The sequence below is a fragment of the Klebsiella sp. HMSC09D12 genome, assembly GCF_001808475.1.
In the GTDB taxonomy this organism is placed as follows: domain Bacteria; phylum Pseudomonadota; class Gammaproteobacteria; order Enterobacterales; family Enterobacteriaceae; genus Klebsiella; species Klebsiella oxytoca.
This window is the reverse complement of sequence record NZ_KV793388.1, coordinates 26,501-41,739: the sequence shown is the minus strand read 5'-3', so window position 1 is coordinate 41,739 and position 15,239 is coordinate 26,501. Positions and strand designations below refer to the sequence as shown.

Sequence of the window (15,239 nt, the reverse complement as noted above, 5' to 3'; positions counted from 1 at the left end):
CGAGGAACAGATGAAGAGAGTGAAACAATGCGTCAGCGTAGCGTTTTTCATGTTTTTATCGCTATCTGCGGCGGCGCATCCGCACAGTTTCATTAGTCTGCAAACCGAGGCCGTAGCGGAAAATGGGCAACTTACCGGCTTTAAAATGCGCTGGACGATGGATGAAATCACCTCCGCCGATCTGCTCTATGATGCGGGCAACGCCAAACCCGGTAGCGAAATCTGGAAAAAGCTGGCGGCGGAAGTGATGGCTAACGTACTGGGCCAGCACTATTTCAGCGAGCTGTGGCATAACGGTGAGAGAGTGAAGTTTGATAATCGGCCCGATGGCTATGGCCTTGAGCGCAGCGGCCATCAGGCGGTACTCTCTTTTACTCTGCCGCTGGCGAAGCCGCAGCCTCTGGCCGGGCAAACCTTCACCTTTTCCACCTACGACCCAACTTATTATGTTGATATGTATTATGACCAGGACGCAGACTTTGTTCTGCCGGCTGCAATGACAGCGGGCTGCACGGCAAAAGTGATGACGCCGAAACCTAATGAAAAAATGTTGTCCTACGCGCAGTCGCTGGATAAAGCGGATGCGCCGCCGGAGGATATGGAACTGGGGAATTACTTCGCGCAAAAGGTAACGCTGCAATGTCAGTGATTTTTGCACAAAACGGCCGTTCGCCGCGCTGGCGTCAGCTGTGGCCGCTGGCGCTGTTTCTGCTGCTGGCAGCCGGAGCTGGCTTCTGGCTATGGCGGGCCTGGCCGCAGGTGCTGCTGCAAAGCGCGGTCTGGCAGCGCGCGCTGAATGTCGAACTGAGTCGGCTTCTGCAGGCGGTTGCGGAGAATCCTGCCGCTGCCGGGCTGTCGCTGCTGGGATTTAGCTTCGCCTACGGCGTCCTGCATGCGCTGGGGCCGGGGCATGGCAAGGTGGTCATAACCACCTGGCTGGCAACCCATCCATCGAAGCTGAAATCGAGCATCGGTCTGACCCTGGCCGCCTCGCTGCTGCAGGGGCTGGTGGCCATCGCCTTAATCGTCGTGGTGCTGACGCTGCTGCGGCTGCCGGCAAGACAGCTGCATCTGAGCAGCTTCTGGCTGGAAAAGGGAAGCTATCTGCTGGTCGGCGCGCTGGGCCTTTTGCTGTGCTGGCGTGCGCTAAAAAAGCTGCGCGTACTGCTGCGCCGGCCGACATTCACCGCCTTCACCGCGCATCACGTTCATCACGCCAACTGCGGCTGCGGGCATCAGCATCTGCCGGCGCCGGAACAGCTGCAAAGCGGCGACGACTGGCGGGCGCGGCTGGCTATCGTGCTGTCAATGGGGATGCGGCCCTGCTCCGGAGCGATTATGGTGCTGTTATTCAGCAAGGTTATCGGCGTATTTAGCTGGGGCATGGCGGCCGCGATGGCGATGGCGGCAGGTACCTCGTTAACGATTAGCGCGCTGGCCCTGCTGGTGCATGGCTTCCGTCAGCTGGCGGTCAGGCTGAGCGCCGGCCGGGCGCCGGCGCTGTGGAAGCAGATTGGCTGGGCAACGCTGGCGCTGGCCGGAGGCGTCATCTTACTGGCGGCGGCGATAGTGATGTGGAGCAGCGCGATGCCATCGGGCGGCGGCCTGCGTCCGTTTTGAAGCGATAAAAAAAGGAAGCCGCGGCTTCCTTTTTGTTTTTCATGCGGTGAGAAATTAACGCTTCAGCGCTTCGCTCAGCTGCTCGCGCATATTGGCCAGCATCGCTTTCACAACGCGCGGGTTGCCTGCAACGATGTTGCCGGTCAGCAGGTAGTTATGGCCACCGGTAAAGTCGCAGACGATAGCGCCGGCTTCACGGGCGATCAGCTCGCCGGCCGCGAAATCCCACGGTTTCAGCGCGATTTCAAAGTAGCCGTCAACGCGGCCAGCAGCAACGTAGGCCAGATCCAGGGCGGCGGAACCGGTACGGCGGAAGTCCGCGCATTCGGTAAACATGTTGCCGAGGATGTTCATGTAGGAGGTCGCGTGCTGTTTTGCTTTGAACGGGAAGCCGGTGGCGATGATCGTGCCATCGAGATCGCGAGCGCTGCTGCCGCGCAGGCGGTAGCCGTTCAGCTGCGCGCCCTGACCGCGGGTTGCGGTAAACAGTTCGTTACGCATTGGATCGTAAACCACGGCTACTTCAGTACGGCCTTTAATGCGTACGGCAATGGAGACGGCGAAGTGGGGCAGACGTTTTACAAAGTTGGTGGTGCCATCCAGTGGATCGATAACCCATTGAACATCCTGATCTTCACCAGCGTGCTCACCGCTTTCTTCGGTGATGATGGTGTGCTGCGGGTAAGATTTGCGAATGGTTTCGATAATCATCGCCTCTGCGGCTTTATCGACGTTGGTCACAAAATCATTGCTGCCTTTCTGGCTGGTTTCTACGGAGTCAGGGGTTTCGTAGTGCTTGGCAATTAAATTACCCGCCTTGCGCGCTGCGCGCACGGCGATGTTCAGCATCGGATGCATCGGTATCTCTCACTGGATGTTAAAGAACGGGAAAAAACGGCGCATATAGTAACAGTGAAATCTGCTTATGTCTCCGTTTTATGATAGCATGCACGAATAATCTTTAGCCGAAGAACCATAATGCTGCAAAATATTCGAATCGTACTGGTAGAAACCTCACACACCGGCAATATGGGCTCCGTCGCCCGCGCAATGAAAACCATGGGGTTAACCAACCTCTGGCTGGTTAATCCTCTGGTTAAACCTGATTCTCAGGCCATCGCTCTGGCGGCCGGAGCCAGCGACGTGATTGGCAATGCCAACATCGTTGATACCCTCGATGAAGCCCTGGCGGGGTGCAGCCTGGTAGTGGGAACCAGCGCGCGTTCCCGCACGCTGCCGTGGCCGATGCTCGATCCGCGTGAATGCGGTCTGAAAAGCGTTGCGGAAGCGAAGCATGCGCCGATCGCGCTGGTATTTGGCCGCGAACGCGTAGGCCTGACTAACGAAGAGCTGCAGAAGTGTCACTACCACGTGGCGATTGCCGCGAATCCGGAATACAGTTCGCTGAACCTGGCGATGGCGGTACAGGTTATCTCCTATGAAGTCCGGATGGCCTGGCTGGCGGCGCAGGAACAAAATGAACCTGTCGCTGAGCATGAGGAAACCCCGTATCCGCTGGTGGATGATTTAGAGCGTTTCTACGGTCATCTGGAGCAGACGCTGCTGGCAACCGGATTTATTCGCGCCAGCCACCCGGGTCAGGTGATGAACAAACTGCGCCGTTTGTTTACTCGCGCCCGTCCGGAAAGCCAGGAGCTAAACATCCTGCGCGGCATGCTGGCGTCAATTGAGCAGCAGCAGAAAAATAAAGAATAATAGTGCCCGCCGTTGCCCGGCGGCGCGATGCTGGCACGGTCGTTGCGGGTTCCCCTCTCCCTGTGGAAGAGGGGCGGAGTGAGGGCGTCAGGCCGCGCTGAAGTGAAACGGCACGGAAAGCCAAATACCTGACTAAAACAGTCAAGTAAATAGTTGACCAATTTACTCGGGAATGTCAGACTTGCCCTTGCTATGCAATACCCATATTAATAAAAAGCCCGGGCAGGGGCGAGTTTGAGGTTAAGTAAGACATGAGACTGACATCTAAAGGGCGTTATGCCGTGACCGCGATGCTTGACGTTGCGCTCAACTCTGAATCGGGTCCGGTTCCGTTGGCTGATATTTCAGAGCGTCAGGGAATTTCGCTTTCCTATCTGGAACAGCTGTTCTCTCGCCTGCGCAAAAATGGTCTGGTTTCCAGCGTACGTGGTCCAGGCGGCGGTTATCTGTTAGGTAAAGAAGCGGGTAGCATCGCGGTTGGCGAAGTTATCAGCGCAGTAGACGAATCCGTTGACGCCACCCGTTGTCAGGGTAAAGGCGGCTGCCAGGGCGGCGATAAGTGCCTTACTCACGCGCTGTGGCGCGATCTGAGCGAGCGACTGACCGGTTTTCTGAATAACATCACGCTGGGCGAACTGGTGAATAACCAGGAAATCCTCGATGTCTCCGGTCGTCAGCACAACCATGAATCCCAGCGTAATACCCGTGCTCAGGACGCTATCGACGTCAAACTGCGCGCGTAGTTCTCGTTCAGTTTCATCTTGCAGCGATGTGCTGCAAGCTGAAACGAACTGAGTAAAAAAGATAAAAAGATTTTCGAATCAGGCCGGGATGCTCCGACATCCTGTGTACTCGGTCGTACATCCAGCCGGTTGCCTGATTCCTTGCATTGAAGCGATGTACGGAGTTTATAGAGCAATGAAATTACCGATCTATCTCGATTACTCCGCAACCACGCCGGTGGACCCGCGTGTTGCCGAGAAAATGATGCAGTTCCTGACCCTGGACGGGACCTTTGGTAACCCGGCCTCTCGTTCACACCGTTTTGGCTGGCAGGCTGAAGAGGCGGTAGATATCGCCCGTAATCAGATTGCCGAGCTGGTCGGCGCTGACCCGCGCGAAATCGTTTTTACCTCCGGCGCGACGGAGTCCGATAACCTGGCGATTAAAGGTGCAGCCAACTTTTATCAGAAAAAAGGCAAGCACATCATCACCAGCAAAACCGAACACAAAGCCGTGCTGGATACCTGCCGTCAGCTGGAGCGCGAAGGGTTTGAAGTGACCTACCTCGCCCCGCAGCGTAACGGCATTATCGATTTAAAAGAGCTGGAAGCCGCGATGCGTGATGACACCATCCTGGTTTCCATTATGCACGTGAATAACGAAATCGGCGTGGTGCAGGATATCGCTACCATCGGCGAGATGTGCCGCGCCCGCGGTATCATTTACCACGTTGACGCGACCCAGAGCGTGGGCAAGCTGCCTATCGATCTGAGCCAGCTGAAAGTGGACCTGATGTCCTTCTCCGGCCACAAAATCTACGGCCCGAAAGGCATCGGCGCGCTGTACGTGCGTCGTAAGCCGCGTATCCGTATCGAAGCGCAGATGCACGGCGGTGGTCACGAGCGCGGTATGCGTTCCGGGACGCTGCCAGTCCACCAGATCGTCGGTATGGGTGAAGCTTACCGTATCGCGAAAGAAGAGATGGAAAGCGAAATGGCCCGCCTGCGCGGCCTGCGTAACCGTCTGTGGGACGGCGTAAAAGATATGGAAGAGGTCTACCTGAACGGCGATCTCGAGCAGGGCGCGCCGAACATTCTCAACGTCAGCTTTAACTACGTTGAAGGCGAGTCGCTGATTATGGCGCTGAAAGACCTGGCGGTCTCCTCCGGTTCAGCCTGTACTTCCGCAAGCCTCGAGCCGTCCTACGTGCTGCGTGCGCTGGGGATGACCGACGAGCTGGCGCATAGCTCTATTCGTTTCTCTTTAGGTCGTTTTACTACCGAAGAAGAGATTGACTACACCATCAATCTGGTCCGTAACTCCATCGGCCGTCTGCGCGAACTCTCTCCGCTGTGGGAAATGTTCAAGCAGGGCGTGGATTTGAACAGCATTGAATGGTCACATCACTAATTCGGCACCAATAAGGAGAATTCATCATGGCTTACAGCGAAAAAGTTATCGATCATTACGAGAATCCGCGCAACGTCGGCTCTTTCGACAATAGCGACGAAAACGTCGGCAGCGGTATGGTTGGCGCACCGGCGTGCGGCGACGTGATGAAGTTGCAGATTAAAGTCAACAATGAAGGTATCATTGAAGACGCGCGTTTCAAGACCTACGGCTGCGGTTCCGCTATTGCCTCCAGCTCCCTGGTGACCGAATGGGTGAAAGGGAAGTCGCTGGACGAAGCTCAGGCGATTAAAAACACCGATATCGCCGACGAGCTCGAACTGCCGCCGGTGAAAATTCACTGCTCTATTCTGGCGGAAGACGCGATTAAAGCCGCGATTGCGGATTACAAAAGCAAACGTGAAGCAAAATAATTAAGAGTTGAGGTTTGTTATGTCGATTACTTTAAGCGACAGTGCAGCAGCGCGAGTCAACACCTTTCTGGCCAACCGCGGTAAAGGGTTTGGTCTGCGCCTGGGAGTCAGAACTTCCGGCTGCTCGGGTATGGCTTATGTACTGGAGTTTGTTGACGAGCCGGCGGCAGAAGACACCGTGTTTGAAGACAAAGGCGTGAAGGTCGTGATCGACGGCAAAAGCTTGCAGTTCCTCGACGGCACGCAGCTGGACTTCGTCAAAGAAGGTCTTAACGAAGGGTTTAAGTTCACCAACCCGAACGTGAAAGACGAGTGCGGCTGCGGCGAAAGCTTTAACGTGTAATTGCAATGTCATCTTAACCCCACTGCGGACATCCGTAAGTGGGGTTTGCTTTATCTCGTTAACCCTGAGGTTGTTATGGACTATTTTACCCTCTTCGGGTTACCGGCCAGCTATACCCTTTCGTTAGAACCTCTGGCTGCCCGGTACCAGGAGCTACAGCGCCAGTATCATCCGGACAAGTTCGCCAGCGGCAGCGCGGCCGAACAGCTTGCCGCGGTGCAGCAGTCCGCCACCATCAATCAGGCGTGGCAAACCCTTCGCCACCCGCTGACCCGCGCCGAATATCTCCTTTCGCTTCACGGATTCGATCTCGCCAGCGAGCAGCATACCGTGCGCGATACCGCGTTCCTGATGGAACAGCTGGAACTGCGCGAAGAGCTTGATGAGATAGGCAAGGCGAAAGATGAAGCGCGGCTGGAAAGTTTTATCAAGCGGGTCAAAGCGCAATTTGATACCCGGCATCAGCTGATGGTTGAACAACTGAATAACGAGACGTGGGAGGCGGCGGCGGATACCGTGCGCAAGCTGCGTTTTCTCGATAAACTGCGAAGCAGTGCGGAACAACTCGAAGAAAAACTGCTCGATTTTTAATTTTCGGAAGCAATTATGGCCTTATTACAAATTAGTGAGCCTGGCCTGAGCGCCGCGCCGCACCAGCGACGTCTGGCGGCGGGTATCGACCTGGGCACCACCAATTCACTGGTTGCTACCGTGCGTAGCGGCCAGGCCGAAACCCTGCCCGACCATCAGGGGCGCTATTTGCTGCCATCGGTGGTGAACTATCAGGCTTCGGGTTTGACGGTGGGCTACGACGCGCGACAAAACGCCGCTCAGGATCCGGTCAACACCATTAGCTCCGTCAAACGCATGATGGGGCGCTCTTTGGCCGATATCGAGGCCCGCTACCCGCATCTGCCTTATCACCTGCAGGCCAGCGAAAACGGCCTGCCGATGATTCAGACAACGGGCGGACTGCTCAATCCGGTTCGCGTTTCTGCCGATATTCTGAAGGCGCTGGCCGCACGCGCCACCGAGGCGCTGGCGGGCGAGCTTGACGGCGTAGTGATCACCGTGCCGGCCTACTTCGATGATGCCCAGCGTCAGGGTACCAAAGATGCCGCGCGTCTGGCGGGCCTGCACGTCCTGCGTCTTCTGAACGAACCCACTGCGGCGGCGATTGCCTACGGTCTGGACTCCGGTCAGGAAGGAACTATCGCGGTTTACGATCTCGGCGGCGGCACTTTTGATATCTCCGTGCTGCGCTTGAGTCGCGGCGTATTTGAAGTCCTGGCGACCGGCGGCGATTCCGCGCTCGGCGGTGACGATTTCGATCATCTGTTGGCCGATTATCTGCGCGAGCAGGCTGGCCTGAACGATCGCAGCGATAACCGCCTGCAGCGTGAGCTGCTCGACGCGGCCATCGCGGCAAAAATCGCCCTCAGCGATGCCGATACGGCGCGGGTGAATGTCGGTGGCTGGCAGGGTGAAGTGACCCGCAGCCAGTTTAATGAGCTGATCGCGCCGCTGGTAAAACGTACATTATTGGCCTGCCGTCGCGCGTTGAAAGATGCAGGCGTTGAGGCGCAAGAGGTTCTGGAAGTGGTGATGGTGGGCGGCTCGACCCGCGTGCCGCTGGTGCGTGAACGCGTCGGCGAGTTCTTTGGCCGTACGCCGCTGACCTCTATCGATCCGGATAAAGTCGTCGCCATCGGCGCGGCGATTCAGGCGGACATTCTGGTAGGCAATAAGCCGGACAGCGAACTGCTGCTGCTTGATGTCATCCCACTCTCCCTGGGGCTGGAAACCATGGGTGGCCTGGTGGAAAAGGTTATTCCGCGTAACACCACCATACCTGTCGCGCGCGCGCAGGAGTTCACCACCTTCAAAGATGGCCAGACGGCGATGTCTATCCATGTTATGCAGGGCGAGCGCGAGCTGGTGCAGGACTGCCGTTCCCTGGCGCGCTTTGCGCTGCGCGGCATTCCGGCATTACCGGCGGGCGGAGCGCATATTCGCGTGACCTTCCAGGTGGATGCCGACGGTCTGCTGAGCGTGACGGCGATGGAGAAATCGACCGGCGTCGAGGCCTCAATTCAGGTGAAGCCGTCCTACGGTCTGACCGACGGCGAGATCGCCAGCATGATTAAAGATTCGATGAGCTACGCCGAACAGGACGTCCAGGCGCGTATGCTGGCCGAGCAAAAAGTTGAAGCCGCACGCGTGCTGGAAAGTCTGGTCAGCGCGCTGGCCTCCGACGCCGCGCTGTTAAGCGCCGCAGAGCGTCAGGCTATCGATGACGCCGCGGAGCAAGTACGCGCCGCAGCGGCAGGCGATGATGCCGATGCAATCAAAGAAGCGATTAAAAATATCGACACACAAACCCAGGAATTTGCCGCACGTCGTATGGATCAATCGGTCCGTATCGCGCTGAAAGGCCAATCCGTGGACGAGGTTTAAAATGCCAAAAATTGTTTTTCTGCCCCACCAGGACCTGTGTCCGGATGGCGTAGTTGTGGAAGCTGAGACCGGTGAGACCATTCTTGATGCTGCTCTGCGTAGCGGCATTGAGATTGAACACGCCTGCGAAAAATCCTGTGCCTGCACCACCTGCCACTGCATCGTGCGCGAAGGCTTTGACTCGCTGGCTGAAAGTACCGAAGATGAAGACGACATGCTGGATAAGGCCTGGGGGCTTGAACCCGACAGCCGTCTGAGCTGCCAGGCGCGGGTGACTGACGAAGATTTGGTCATCGAAATTCCGCGTTACACCATCAACCACGCACGCGAGCATTAATATGGGACTGAAATGGACCGATAGTCGTGAAATCGGCGAAGCGCTGTACGACGCTTTCCCGGATCTCGACCCGAAAACCGTTCGCTTCACCGATCTGCATCAGTGGATTTGCGACCTGGAAGAGTTTGATGACGATCCAAACGCATCCAATGAAAAAATTCTTGAGGCGATTCTGCTAGTCTGGTTAGACGAAGCCGAATAATTTTCGCGTCATGATTTACCCGGTGGTTTTAAGCCGAGTGAATCAACGAGCGAAAGAACTTTACGGGCTGCCATACGGCGGCCCGTTTGCTAAGAAGGATAATGATAATGACCGAAGCTATGAAAATTACGCTTACCGCTCAGCCAGCCGATGCGCGCTGGGGAGAAAAAGCGTCTTACAGCATGAATAACGACGGCATCGCCCTGCACCTGAACGGCAAAGACGACCTGGGTTTGATTCAGCGCGCGGCGCGTAAAATTGACGGCATGGGTATTAAACATGTCGCGCTTGACGGCGAGGGCTGGGATACCGACCGCGCATGGGCGTTCTGGGCGGGTTATAAAGGCCCGAAAGGCAGTCGCAAAGTTGAGTGGCCAGCTCTTGACGATGCGCAGAAAAGCGAACTGGATAACCGCCTGACCATTATTGACTGGGTGCGCGACACCATCAACGCCCCGGCGGAAGAGCTGGGGCCGGAACAGCTGGCGCAGCGTGCGGTAGACCTGCTGTGCAGCGTGGCCTGCGATAACGTCTCTTATCGCATCACTAAGGGCGAAGATCTGCGCGAGCAGAACTACCTGGGCCTCCACACCGTCGGCCGCGGATCCGAGCGTCCGCCGGTCCTGCTGGCGCTGGACTATAACCCGACTGGCGACAAAGAAGCTCCGGTATACGCCTGTCTGGTCGGCAAAGGCATTACCTTTGACTCAGGCGGATACAGCATCAAGCAGAGCGCATTTATGGACTCAATGAAGTCCGATATGGGCGGCGCGGCGACGGTAACCGGCGCGCTGGCGTTCGCCATTACTCGCGGCCTGAACAAGCGCGTGAAGCTGTATCTGTGCTGTGCCGATAACCTGATTAGCGGTAACGCCTTCAAACTGGGCGATATTATTCACTATCGCAACGGCAAAACCGTGGAAATCATGAACACCGATGCGGAAGGTCGTCTGGTGCTGGCGGACGGCTTGATCGATGCTTCGGCGCAAAAGCCGGAGCTGATCATCGATGCCGCCACGCTGACCGGCGCGGCGAAAACCGCGCTGGGCAATGACTATCACGCCCTGTTCAGCTTTGACGACAGGCTGGCGAATCGCCTGCTGGCGAGCGCGCAGGCTGAAAACGAAGCTTTCTGGCGTCTGCCGCTGGCTGAGTTCCACCGCGGCCAGCTGCCGTCCAACTTTGCTGAACTGAACAATACCGGCAGCGCGGCCTATCCGGCCGGCGCCAGCACCGCGGCGGGCTTCCTGTCCCACTTCGTGGAGAATTACCATGAAGGCTGGCTGCACATCGACTGCTCGGCGACCTACCGCAAATCTGCGGTTGAGCAGTGGTCGGCGGGCGCGACCGGCCTCGGCGTGCGCACTATTGCGAATCTGTTGACCGCGGAATAACTCTTTCCCCTCACCCTGACTCTCTCCCTGAGGATGAGACAACGTTCGGTTTTCTCCCGCTGAGGAGAGCGTCGGGGCGGAGGGATCATCGTTGTGGAACTACTATGTCCGAAACTAAAAATGAGCTAGAAATCCTGCTGGAGAAGGCGGCTATAGAACCAGGCCATCGTCCGGCTTTTTTCCGCAGTTTGCTGGAAGCCACCGTTTGGGTACCGGGAGCCGCCGCGCAGGGCGAGCAGGTCGTTGAAGACAGCGTACTGGATCTGCAGCACTGGGAAAAAGATGATGGTACATCGGTCATTCCTTTCTTCACCTCGCTGGCGGCGCTGCAGCAGGCCGTTGAGGACGAACAGTCTTTCGTGGTGATGCCGGTGCGCACGCTATTTGCCATGACCCTCGGCGAGACGCTCTATCTCAATGCCAAACTCGCCACCGGCAAAGAGTTTGCGCCGCGTGAGATCAGCCATCTGCTGGGCGAAGAGGGCAGCCCGCTCAGCACCCAGACCGTGCTGGAAGGCGGAGAGTCGCTGCTGCTGTCTGAGGTTGCCGAGCCGCCCGCGCAGATGGTGGACTCGCTGACCACGCTGTTTAAGACGCTGAAAACGGTGAAGCGCGCGTTTTTATGCTCTATCAAAGACAGCGCCGATGCGCCAGCCAACCTGCTGATTGGCATTGAAGCGGAAGGCGATATTGAGGAGGTTATTCAGGCGACCGGCAGCGTGGCGACCGATACGCTTCCCGGCGATGAGCCGATTGACATCTGTCAGGTGGTGGAGGGTGAAAAGGGAATTAGCCACTTTATGATCGCCCACATTACGCCGTTTTATGAAAAGCGCTGGGGCAGCTTCCTGCGCGACTTTAAGCAAAATCGAATTATTTAACACAATGGGGGCCCGGGCCCCCATTGTGCTATCTACTGCCTACTGGGCCGGCTCAATCGGTAAATCCGTCCGCGCGCCCCATTCGCTCCATGAGCCGTCGTACAGGCTAACGCCGTTAACGCCGAGAGTAGTGAGCGCCAGCACGACGACCGCCGCCGTTACGCCGGAGCCGCAGCTGGCAATAATCGGCCGTTCAAAATCGACGCCCTGACGCGCAAAAATCTCGTTGAGTTCATCGGTGGTTTTAAGTTCGCCGTTAATCACCAGTTCAGTCCACGGCACGTTTAGCGCGCCGGGAATATGCCCGCAGCGCAGGCCCGGTCGCGGCTCTGCCACCTGGCCATTAAAGCGCCCTGCCGGACGCGCATCGACGATCTGCGCCGATCCTTCATGGCTGACCAGCAGCACATCGGTCAGCCGCTTGATCGCCAGCGGATCGACGCGTCCGTCAAAATCCCCTTCCGGCAGTTCGGGAAGGCCTTGCTCCAGCGGTAGCCCATCGCGGCGCCAGCCTTCCAGCCCACCCGCAACAATCGACACCTTTTCAACGCCGAACGTGCGCAGCATCCACCAGGCGCGCGGCGCAGAGAAGAGATTACCTTCATCGTATACCACCAGGTGCTTATCGCTGCTGACGCCTAGTTCGCGCATGGCGACGGCAAACGCCTCCGCGCGCGGCATCATGTGCGGCAGCGGGCTGGTGTGATCGGAGAGGGCTTCGATATCAAAAAAGACGGCGCCGGGAATATGACCGGCCTGATACTCAGCGTTAAGATCGCGCTCTTCCTGTCCCGGCGGCGCCATCCGCGCGTCGATAATCTGGATTTCCGGGTCATCAATATGCTCTGCCAGCCAGTCGGCAGCGACAAAAAACGAGGTAGACATGAGTGCCTCCGTGTCATCAACAATAGAGTGATTGTTGTTGTTTTTTGCGATATCGACAAGGCATTTTCAAGAAGAGGCGGTGGGAATGTGATGCTCCCCCGAGCAGCGTCGGGGGAGGGGGGGCTTAAAACGCGTTTTGCTGCAGATAGCGCCAGGCGTACTGCGCGTACAGTTCAGCGCCGCTTTTCATCACCTGCTCGTCAATATTAAAGCAGCCGTGATGGTGCGCGTAGTCGCTGCCTTTCTCTTTATTTCCTGAGCCAAGCAGCGCAAAGGCGCCGGGGATATTTTCCATATAAAAACTGAAATCTTCTCCGCCGGTAGTCGGCTTTTCGTTGAAAAGGACGCTATCGCCGAATGCGTCGCGGATAACCGACTGCGCCAGCAGCGCGCTGCGCTCTTCGTTGATCACCGGTAGCGTACCGTAGCAGTAGTCAACCTGAGCGGTCGCCCCATACACTGCGGCAGTATGCTCGGCATAGCGGCTAATCGCCGTCTCCAGCCGCTGGCGCGCTTCAAGACTAAAGCAGCGTACGGTACCGTCAAGAACGGCGTTTTCAGCGATGACGTTAAAGCGCGTGCCGACATCCATTTTGCCGATAGTCACTACCGCAGATTCCAGCGGGGAAGTTTCTCGCGCCACAATAGCCTGTAGATTCATCACGAAAGCGGAAGCGACGACCGCCGCATCGACGCAGGCCTCCGGCATCGAACCATGGCCGCCGCGGCCGCGGAAGGTCACTTTCAGTAAATCGGCTGAGGCAAAGGATGAACCGACGTTACAGGAGATTTTGCCGGACGGCGTGCCCGACCAGATATGCATTCCGAAAACGTTATCCACGTTATCAATCGCTCCCTGCTGTATCATCGCCTTTGCCCCTTCGGCAATCTCTTCCGCAGGCTGAAAGATGAGCCGTACGTTGCCCGTCAGCTGTTCGCGAACATCATATAATGCATGGGCGGCGGTCAGCAGCATGGCGGTATGGGCGTCGTGGCCGCAGGCGTGCATTTTCCCGGGCGTTTGTGATTTATAGTCGAGCGGATCGTTCAGCTCCCGTACCGGCAGCGCATCCATATCGGCGCGCAGAGCCACAGTTTTACCCGGCTTGCCGCCGATGATGTCGGCGATGATTCCGGTGGGATGAGTGCGGCGGTAAGGGATACCGATAGCCTCCAGTTCGGCGGCGACGCGATCCGTCGTGCGCTTCTCCTCCCAGGGAAGTTCCGGATGGGCGTGCAGGTCGCGGCGAAAAGCGATCATCGCCTGTTCTTGTCTGGCGATAATCGCGGTGATATCAGGGTTAATCATCAATGGCTCCATAATTTGCTAAAAATTCAACGCGCTCAACCGAGCACCGGCGTCAGATAGCCGACCAGAATTCCGGCTAACACCACCGAAACCATGGTGACGGAGACGAATCCGCCAACCAGCATCGGGCCCAGCATATGGTGGGTGAGCATCTGGCGCTCTTTTTCATCGTGGGTGAGGGCGTTGATGGCCTCGTTGGTAATAATGTAGTCGGCGGGAAAACCGTACAGCGCGGTCAAAGAGATGGCGAATGCCATCGGACCGCTGACGCCAAGCAGTTTTCCGACCAGCCAGGAGACAACAAACATACCTATCACCGCCGTGGCGATTAACACTACCATCGGGAATAGCAGACGCAGCAGCATCTCCGGCGTGGCTTTGTTCAACGTATCAAAGATAAAGAGCATCAACGCCATAATGGCGAAGCCAAAGCCGTTAGCCTTATGCAGGGTATGTTTTTCAAGGAAGCCTAACGAGGTAAATACGACGCCAAAAAACAGACACAGTACGAAGGGGCTGATATTCACGATTGGCTTTGCGAGGTCAGCGACGATCCAGGCCAGACAGCCGACCAGCGCCAGACGCAGGAATTTAAAGTAATTGCTGTTGTAGCTGACGGGGATTTTACTGAACAGGCGCGGCATTTTCTCCTCGCCGACGGCGAGCATCGCGTGCTCTTCGGCAATGTCATCAGGGCGCTGTTCGCCGCTGCGGTAGCGGGCAAGCAGCGTTTTGCCTTCTCGTTGCAGCATAATCGCGGTCAGCGGATATCCGGCGAACCCCTGCATCACGTAAATCAAAATGGCAAAAACCGACAGGTCTACCAGGCCGGCGTTACTGGCGCCCTGCGACATAATCAGCGATGACACGATACCCCCGACCAGCGGAGGAATGGTGACCAGCGCGGTGTTAAGATCGAATAGCATCATGCTCACCGCAAAGACGGCCACCGCGATCCCGGCAATACCGGCGAGAGAGATGACCACGGTCTTCCACTGCTGCGCCAGCTCTTTCAGCGACAGCAGGGTGCCCATATTAGTGATTAACAAATACATGAGCATTATGGCAACTGGCGTACCGATCCCGGCCCGGCTAATGATATCTGCCGGAAAAAATGTCCAGTAGCCGACTAAAAACAGAACGGCGCAGACAAATACCGAGGGAATCCAGGCTTTTGTGCGGGTAGAAACAACGTCGCCGATATAAAGAATTAAAATAATAATCGACAGTGCGACCATTTGAGACATAAATAACTTCCATATTATTTATCCCATATAAGGAATATGAGATGGGTTGATGTTGTGCTTTCTGGAAGACTGTGGAACGGACAGTCACTATCATCGCCAGGGTAATGATTTATATTTTAAAGGCATTGATATCCCGAACAATAAATAGAAAGCTCGCGCCTTGTCAATTTATATGGCCGGAGAGAGGGGAATTTCAGAATAAAAAGTGCCAATGGTTGAGGATATTAAAGGTCGAGGTAAGAAAAATCGTAGCGCGATATATCCGCTAAATTAATTCACTCCAGCTATCCGTGGTTCGCGGG

General features: G+C 56.6%; 17 protein-coding genes. 13 read left to right on the top strand and 4 right to left on the bottom strand.

Going from position 1 to position 15,239, the window contains the following annotated elements:
• Positions 1-10 precede the first annotated feature (10 nt).
• Positions 11-649: a DUF1007 family protein gene (locus HMPREF3178_RS02850; RefSeq protein WP_004114434.1), complete on the top strand. Its 639-nt coding sequence runs from the start codon at positions 11-13 to the stop codon at positions 647-649.
• Positions 640-1,620 carry a nickel/cobalt transporter gene (locus HMPREF3178_RS02845; RefSeq protein WP_004104516.1) on the top strand — a complete coding sequence of 327 codons (981 nt, stop codon included), beginning with the start codon at positions 640-642 and terminating at the stop codon, positions 1,618-1,620. Before HMPREF3178_RS02850 ends, HMPREF3178_RS02845 begins: the two co-directional genes overlap by 10 nt.
• Before the next feature lie 54 nt (positions 1,621-1,674).
• Here HMPREF3178_RS02845 and suhB read toward each other — a convergent pair whose 3' ends face one another.
• Positions 1,675-2,478, bottom strand: coding sequence for an inositol-1-monophosphatase (gene suhB, locus HMPREF3178_RS02840; RefSeq protein ID WP_004104514.1), 804 nt, complete (start codon positions 2,476-2,478; stop codon positions 1,675-1,677).
• A 120-nt stretch (positions 2,479-2,598) separates the two neighbouring features.
• Between suhB and trmJ the strand changes: the two genes are divergently transcribed.
• From trmJ to sseB, 11 genes are all read left to right on the top strand, one after another.
• Complete coding sequence (gene trmJ / locus HMPREF3178_RS02835) at positions 2,599-3,336, top strand: tRNA (cytosine(32)/uridine(32)-2'-O)-methyltransferase TrmJ (RefSeq protein WP_004104512.1); 738 nt, start codon at positions 2,599-2,601, stop codon at positions 3,334-3,336.
• Between the two features lie 251 nt (positions 3,337-3,587).
• Positions 3,588-4,079, top strand: a complete 492-nt coding sequence (gene iscR / locus HMPREF3178_RS02830) for a Fe-S cluster assembly transcriptional regulator IscR (protein ID WP_004104510.1) — start codon at positions 3,588-3,590, stop codon at positions 4,077-4,079.
• 175 nt (positions 4,080-4,254) lie between these two features.
• Entirely contained in the window at positions 4,255-5,469 is a 1,215-nt protein-coding gene (iscS, locus tag HMPREF3178_RS02825; RefSeq protein ID WP_004134936.1) for a cysteine desulfurase, read from the top strand.
• Positions 5,470-5,495: 26 nt separating this feature from the next.
• On the top strand, positions 5,496-5,882 hold the full coding sequence (iscU, locus tag HMPREF3178_RS02820) for a Fe-S cluster assembly scaffold IscU (protein ID WP_002913991.1): 387 nt from the start codon (positions 5,496-5,498) through the stop codon (positions 5,880-5,882).
• 19 nt (positions 5,883-5,901) lie between these two features.
• On the top strand, positions 5,902-6,225 hold the full coding sequence (iscA, locus tag HMPREF3178_RS02815) for an iron-sulfur cluster assembly protein IscA (RefSeq protein ID WP_004104506.1): 324 nt from the start codon (positions 5,902-5,904) through the stop codon (positions 6,223-6,225).
• 75 nt (positions 6,226-6,300) lie between these two features.
• Positions 6,301-6,816 carry a co-chaperone HscB gene (gene hscB, locus HMPREF3178_RS02810; RefSeq protein WP_004104505.1) on the top strand — a complete coding sequence of 172 codons (516 nt, stop codon included), beginning with the start codon at positions 6,301-6,303 and terminating at the stop codon, positions 6,814-6,816.
• Between the two features lie 15 nt (positions 6,817-6,831).
• Complete coding sequence (gene hscA, locus HMPREF3178_RS02805; RefSeq protein ID WP_004104504.1) at positions 6,832-8,682, top strand: Fe-S protein assembly chaperone HscA; 1,851 nt, start codon at positions 6,832-6,834, stop codon at positions 8,680-8,682.
• Position 8,683: 1 nt separating this feature from the next.
• Positions 8,684-9,019, top strand: a complete 336-nt coding sequence (gene fdx, locus HMPREF3178_RS02800; protein WP_004104503.1) for an ISC system 2Fe-2S type ferredoxin — start codon at positions 8,684-8,686, stop codon at positions 9,017-9,019.
• A gap of 1 nt (position 9,020) precedes the next feature.
• Entirely contained in the window at positions 9,021-9,221 is a 201-nt protein-coding gene (gene iscX / locus HMPREF3178_RS02795) for a Fe-S cluster assembly protein IscX (RefSeq protein ID WP_004104502.1), read from the top strand.
• Positions 9,222-9,328: 107 nt separating this feature from the next.
• Positions 9,329-10,615 carry an aminopeptidase PepB gene (gene pepB / locus HMPREF3178_RS02790; RefSeq protein ID WP_004104501.1) on the top strand — a complete coding sequence of 429 codons (1,287 nt, stop codon included), beginning with the start codon at positions 9,329-9,331 and terminating at the stop codon, positions 10,613-10,615.
• A gap of 104 nt (positions 10,616-10,719) precedes the next feature.
• Positions 10,720-11,496: an enhanced serine sensitivity protein SseB gene (sseB, locus tag HMPREF3178_RS02785; protein ID WP_004104500.1), complete on the top strand. Its 777-nt coding sequence runs from the start codon at positions 10,720-10,722 to the stop codon at positions 11,494-11,496.
• Between the two features lie 39 nt (positions 11,497-11,535).
• On the opposite strand, the gene sseA is transcribed toward sseB, so the two are convergent.
• The 3 genes from sseA to HMPREF3178_RS02770 form a co-directional block, all read right to left on the bottom strand.
• Positions 11,536-12,381 (bottom strand): 3-mercaptopyruvate sulfurtransferase, encoded by an 846-nt coding sequence (gene sseA, locus HMPREF3178_RS02780; protein ID WP_004104499.1) that lies wholly within the window; start codon positions 12,379-12,381, stop codon positions 11,536-11,538.
• A gap of 124 nt (positions 12,382-12,505) precedes the next feature.
• Positions 12,506-13,690 carry a M20 family metallopeptidase gene (locus HMPREF3178_RS02775; RefSeq protein WP_004104498.1) on the bottom strand — a complete coding sequence of 395 codons (1,185 nt, stop codon included), beginning with the start codon at positions 13,688-13,690 and terminating at the stop codon, positions 12,506-12,508.
• Between the two features lie 35 nt (positions 13,691-13,725).
• On the bottom strand, positions 13,726-14,937 hold the full coding sequence (locus HMPREF3178_RS02770; RefSeq protein WP_004104497.1) for a hypothetical protein: 1,212 nt from the start codon (positions 14,935-14,937) through the stop codon (positions 13,726-13,728).
• Between the last annotated feature and the right edge of the window lie 302 nt (positions 14,938-15,239).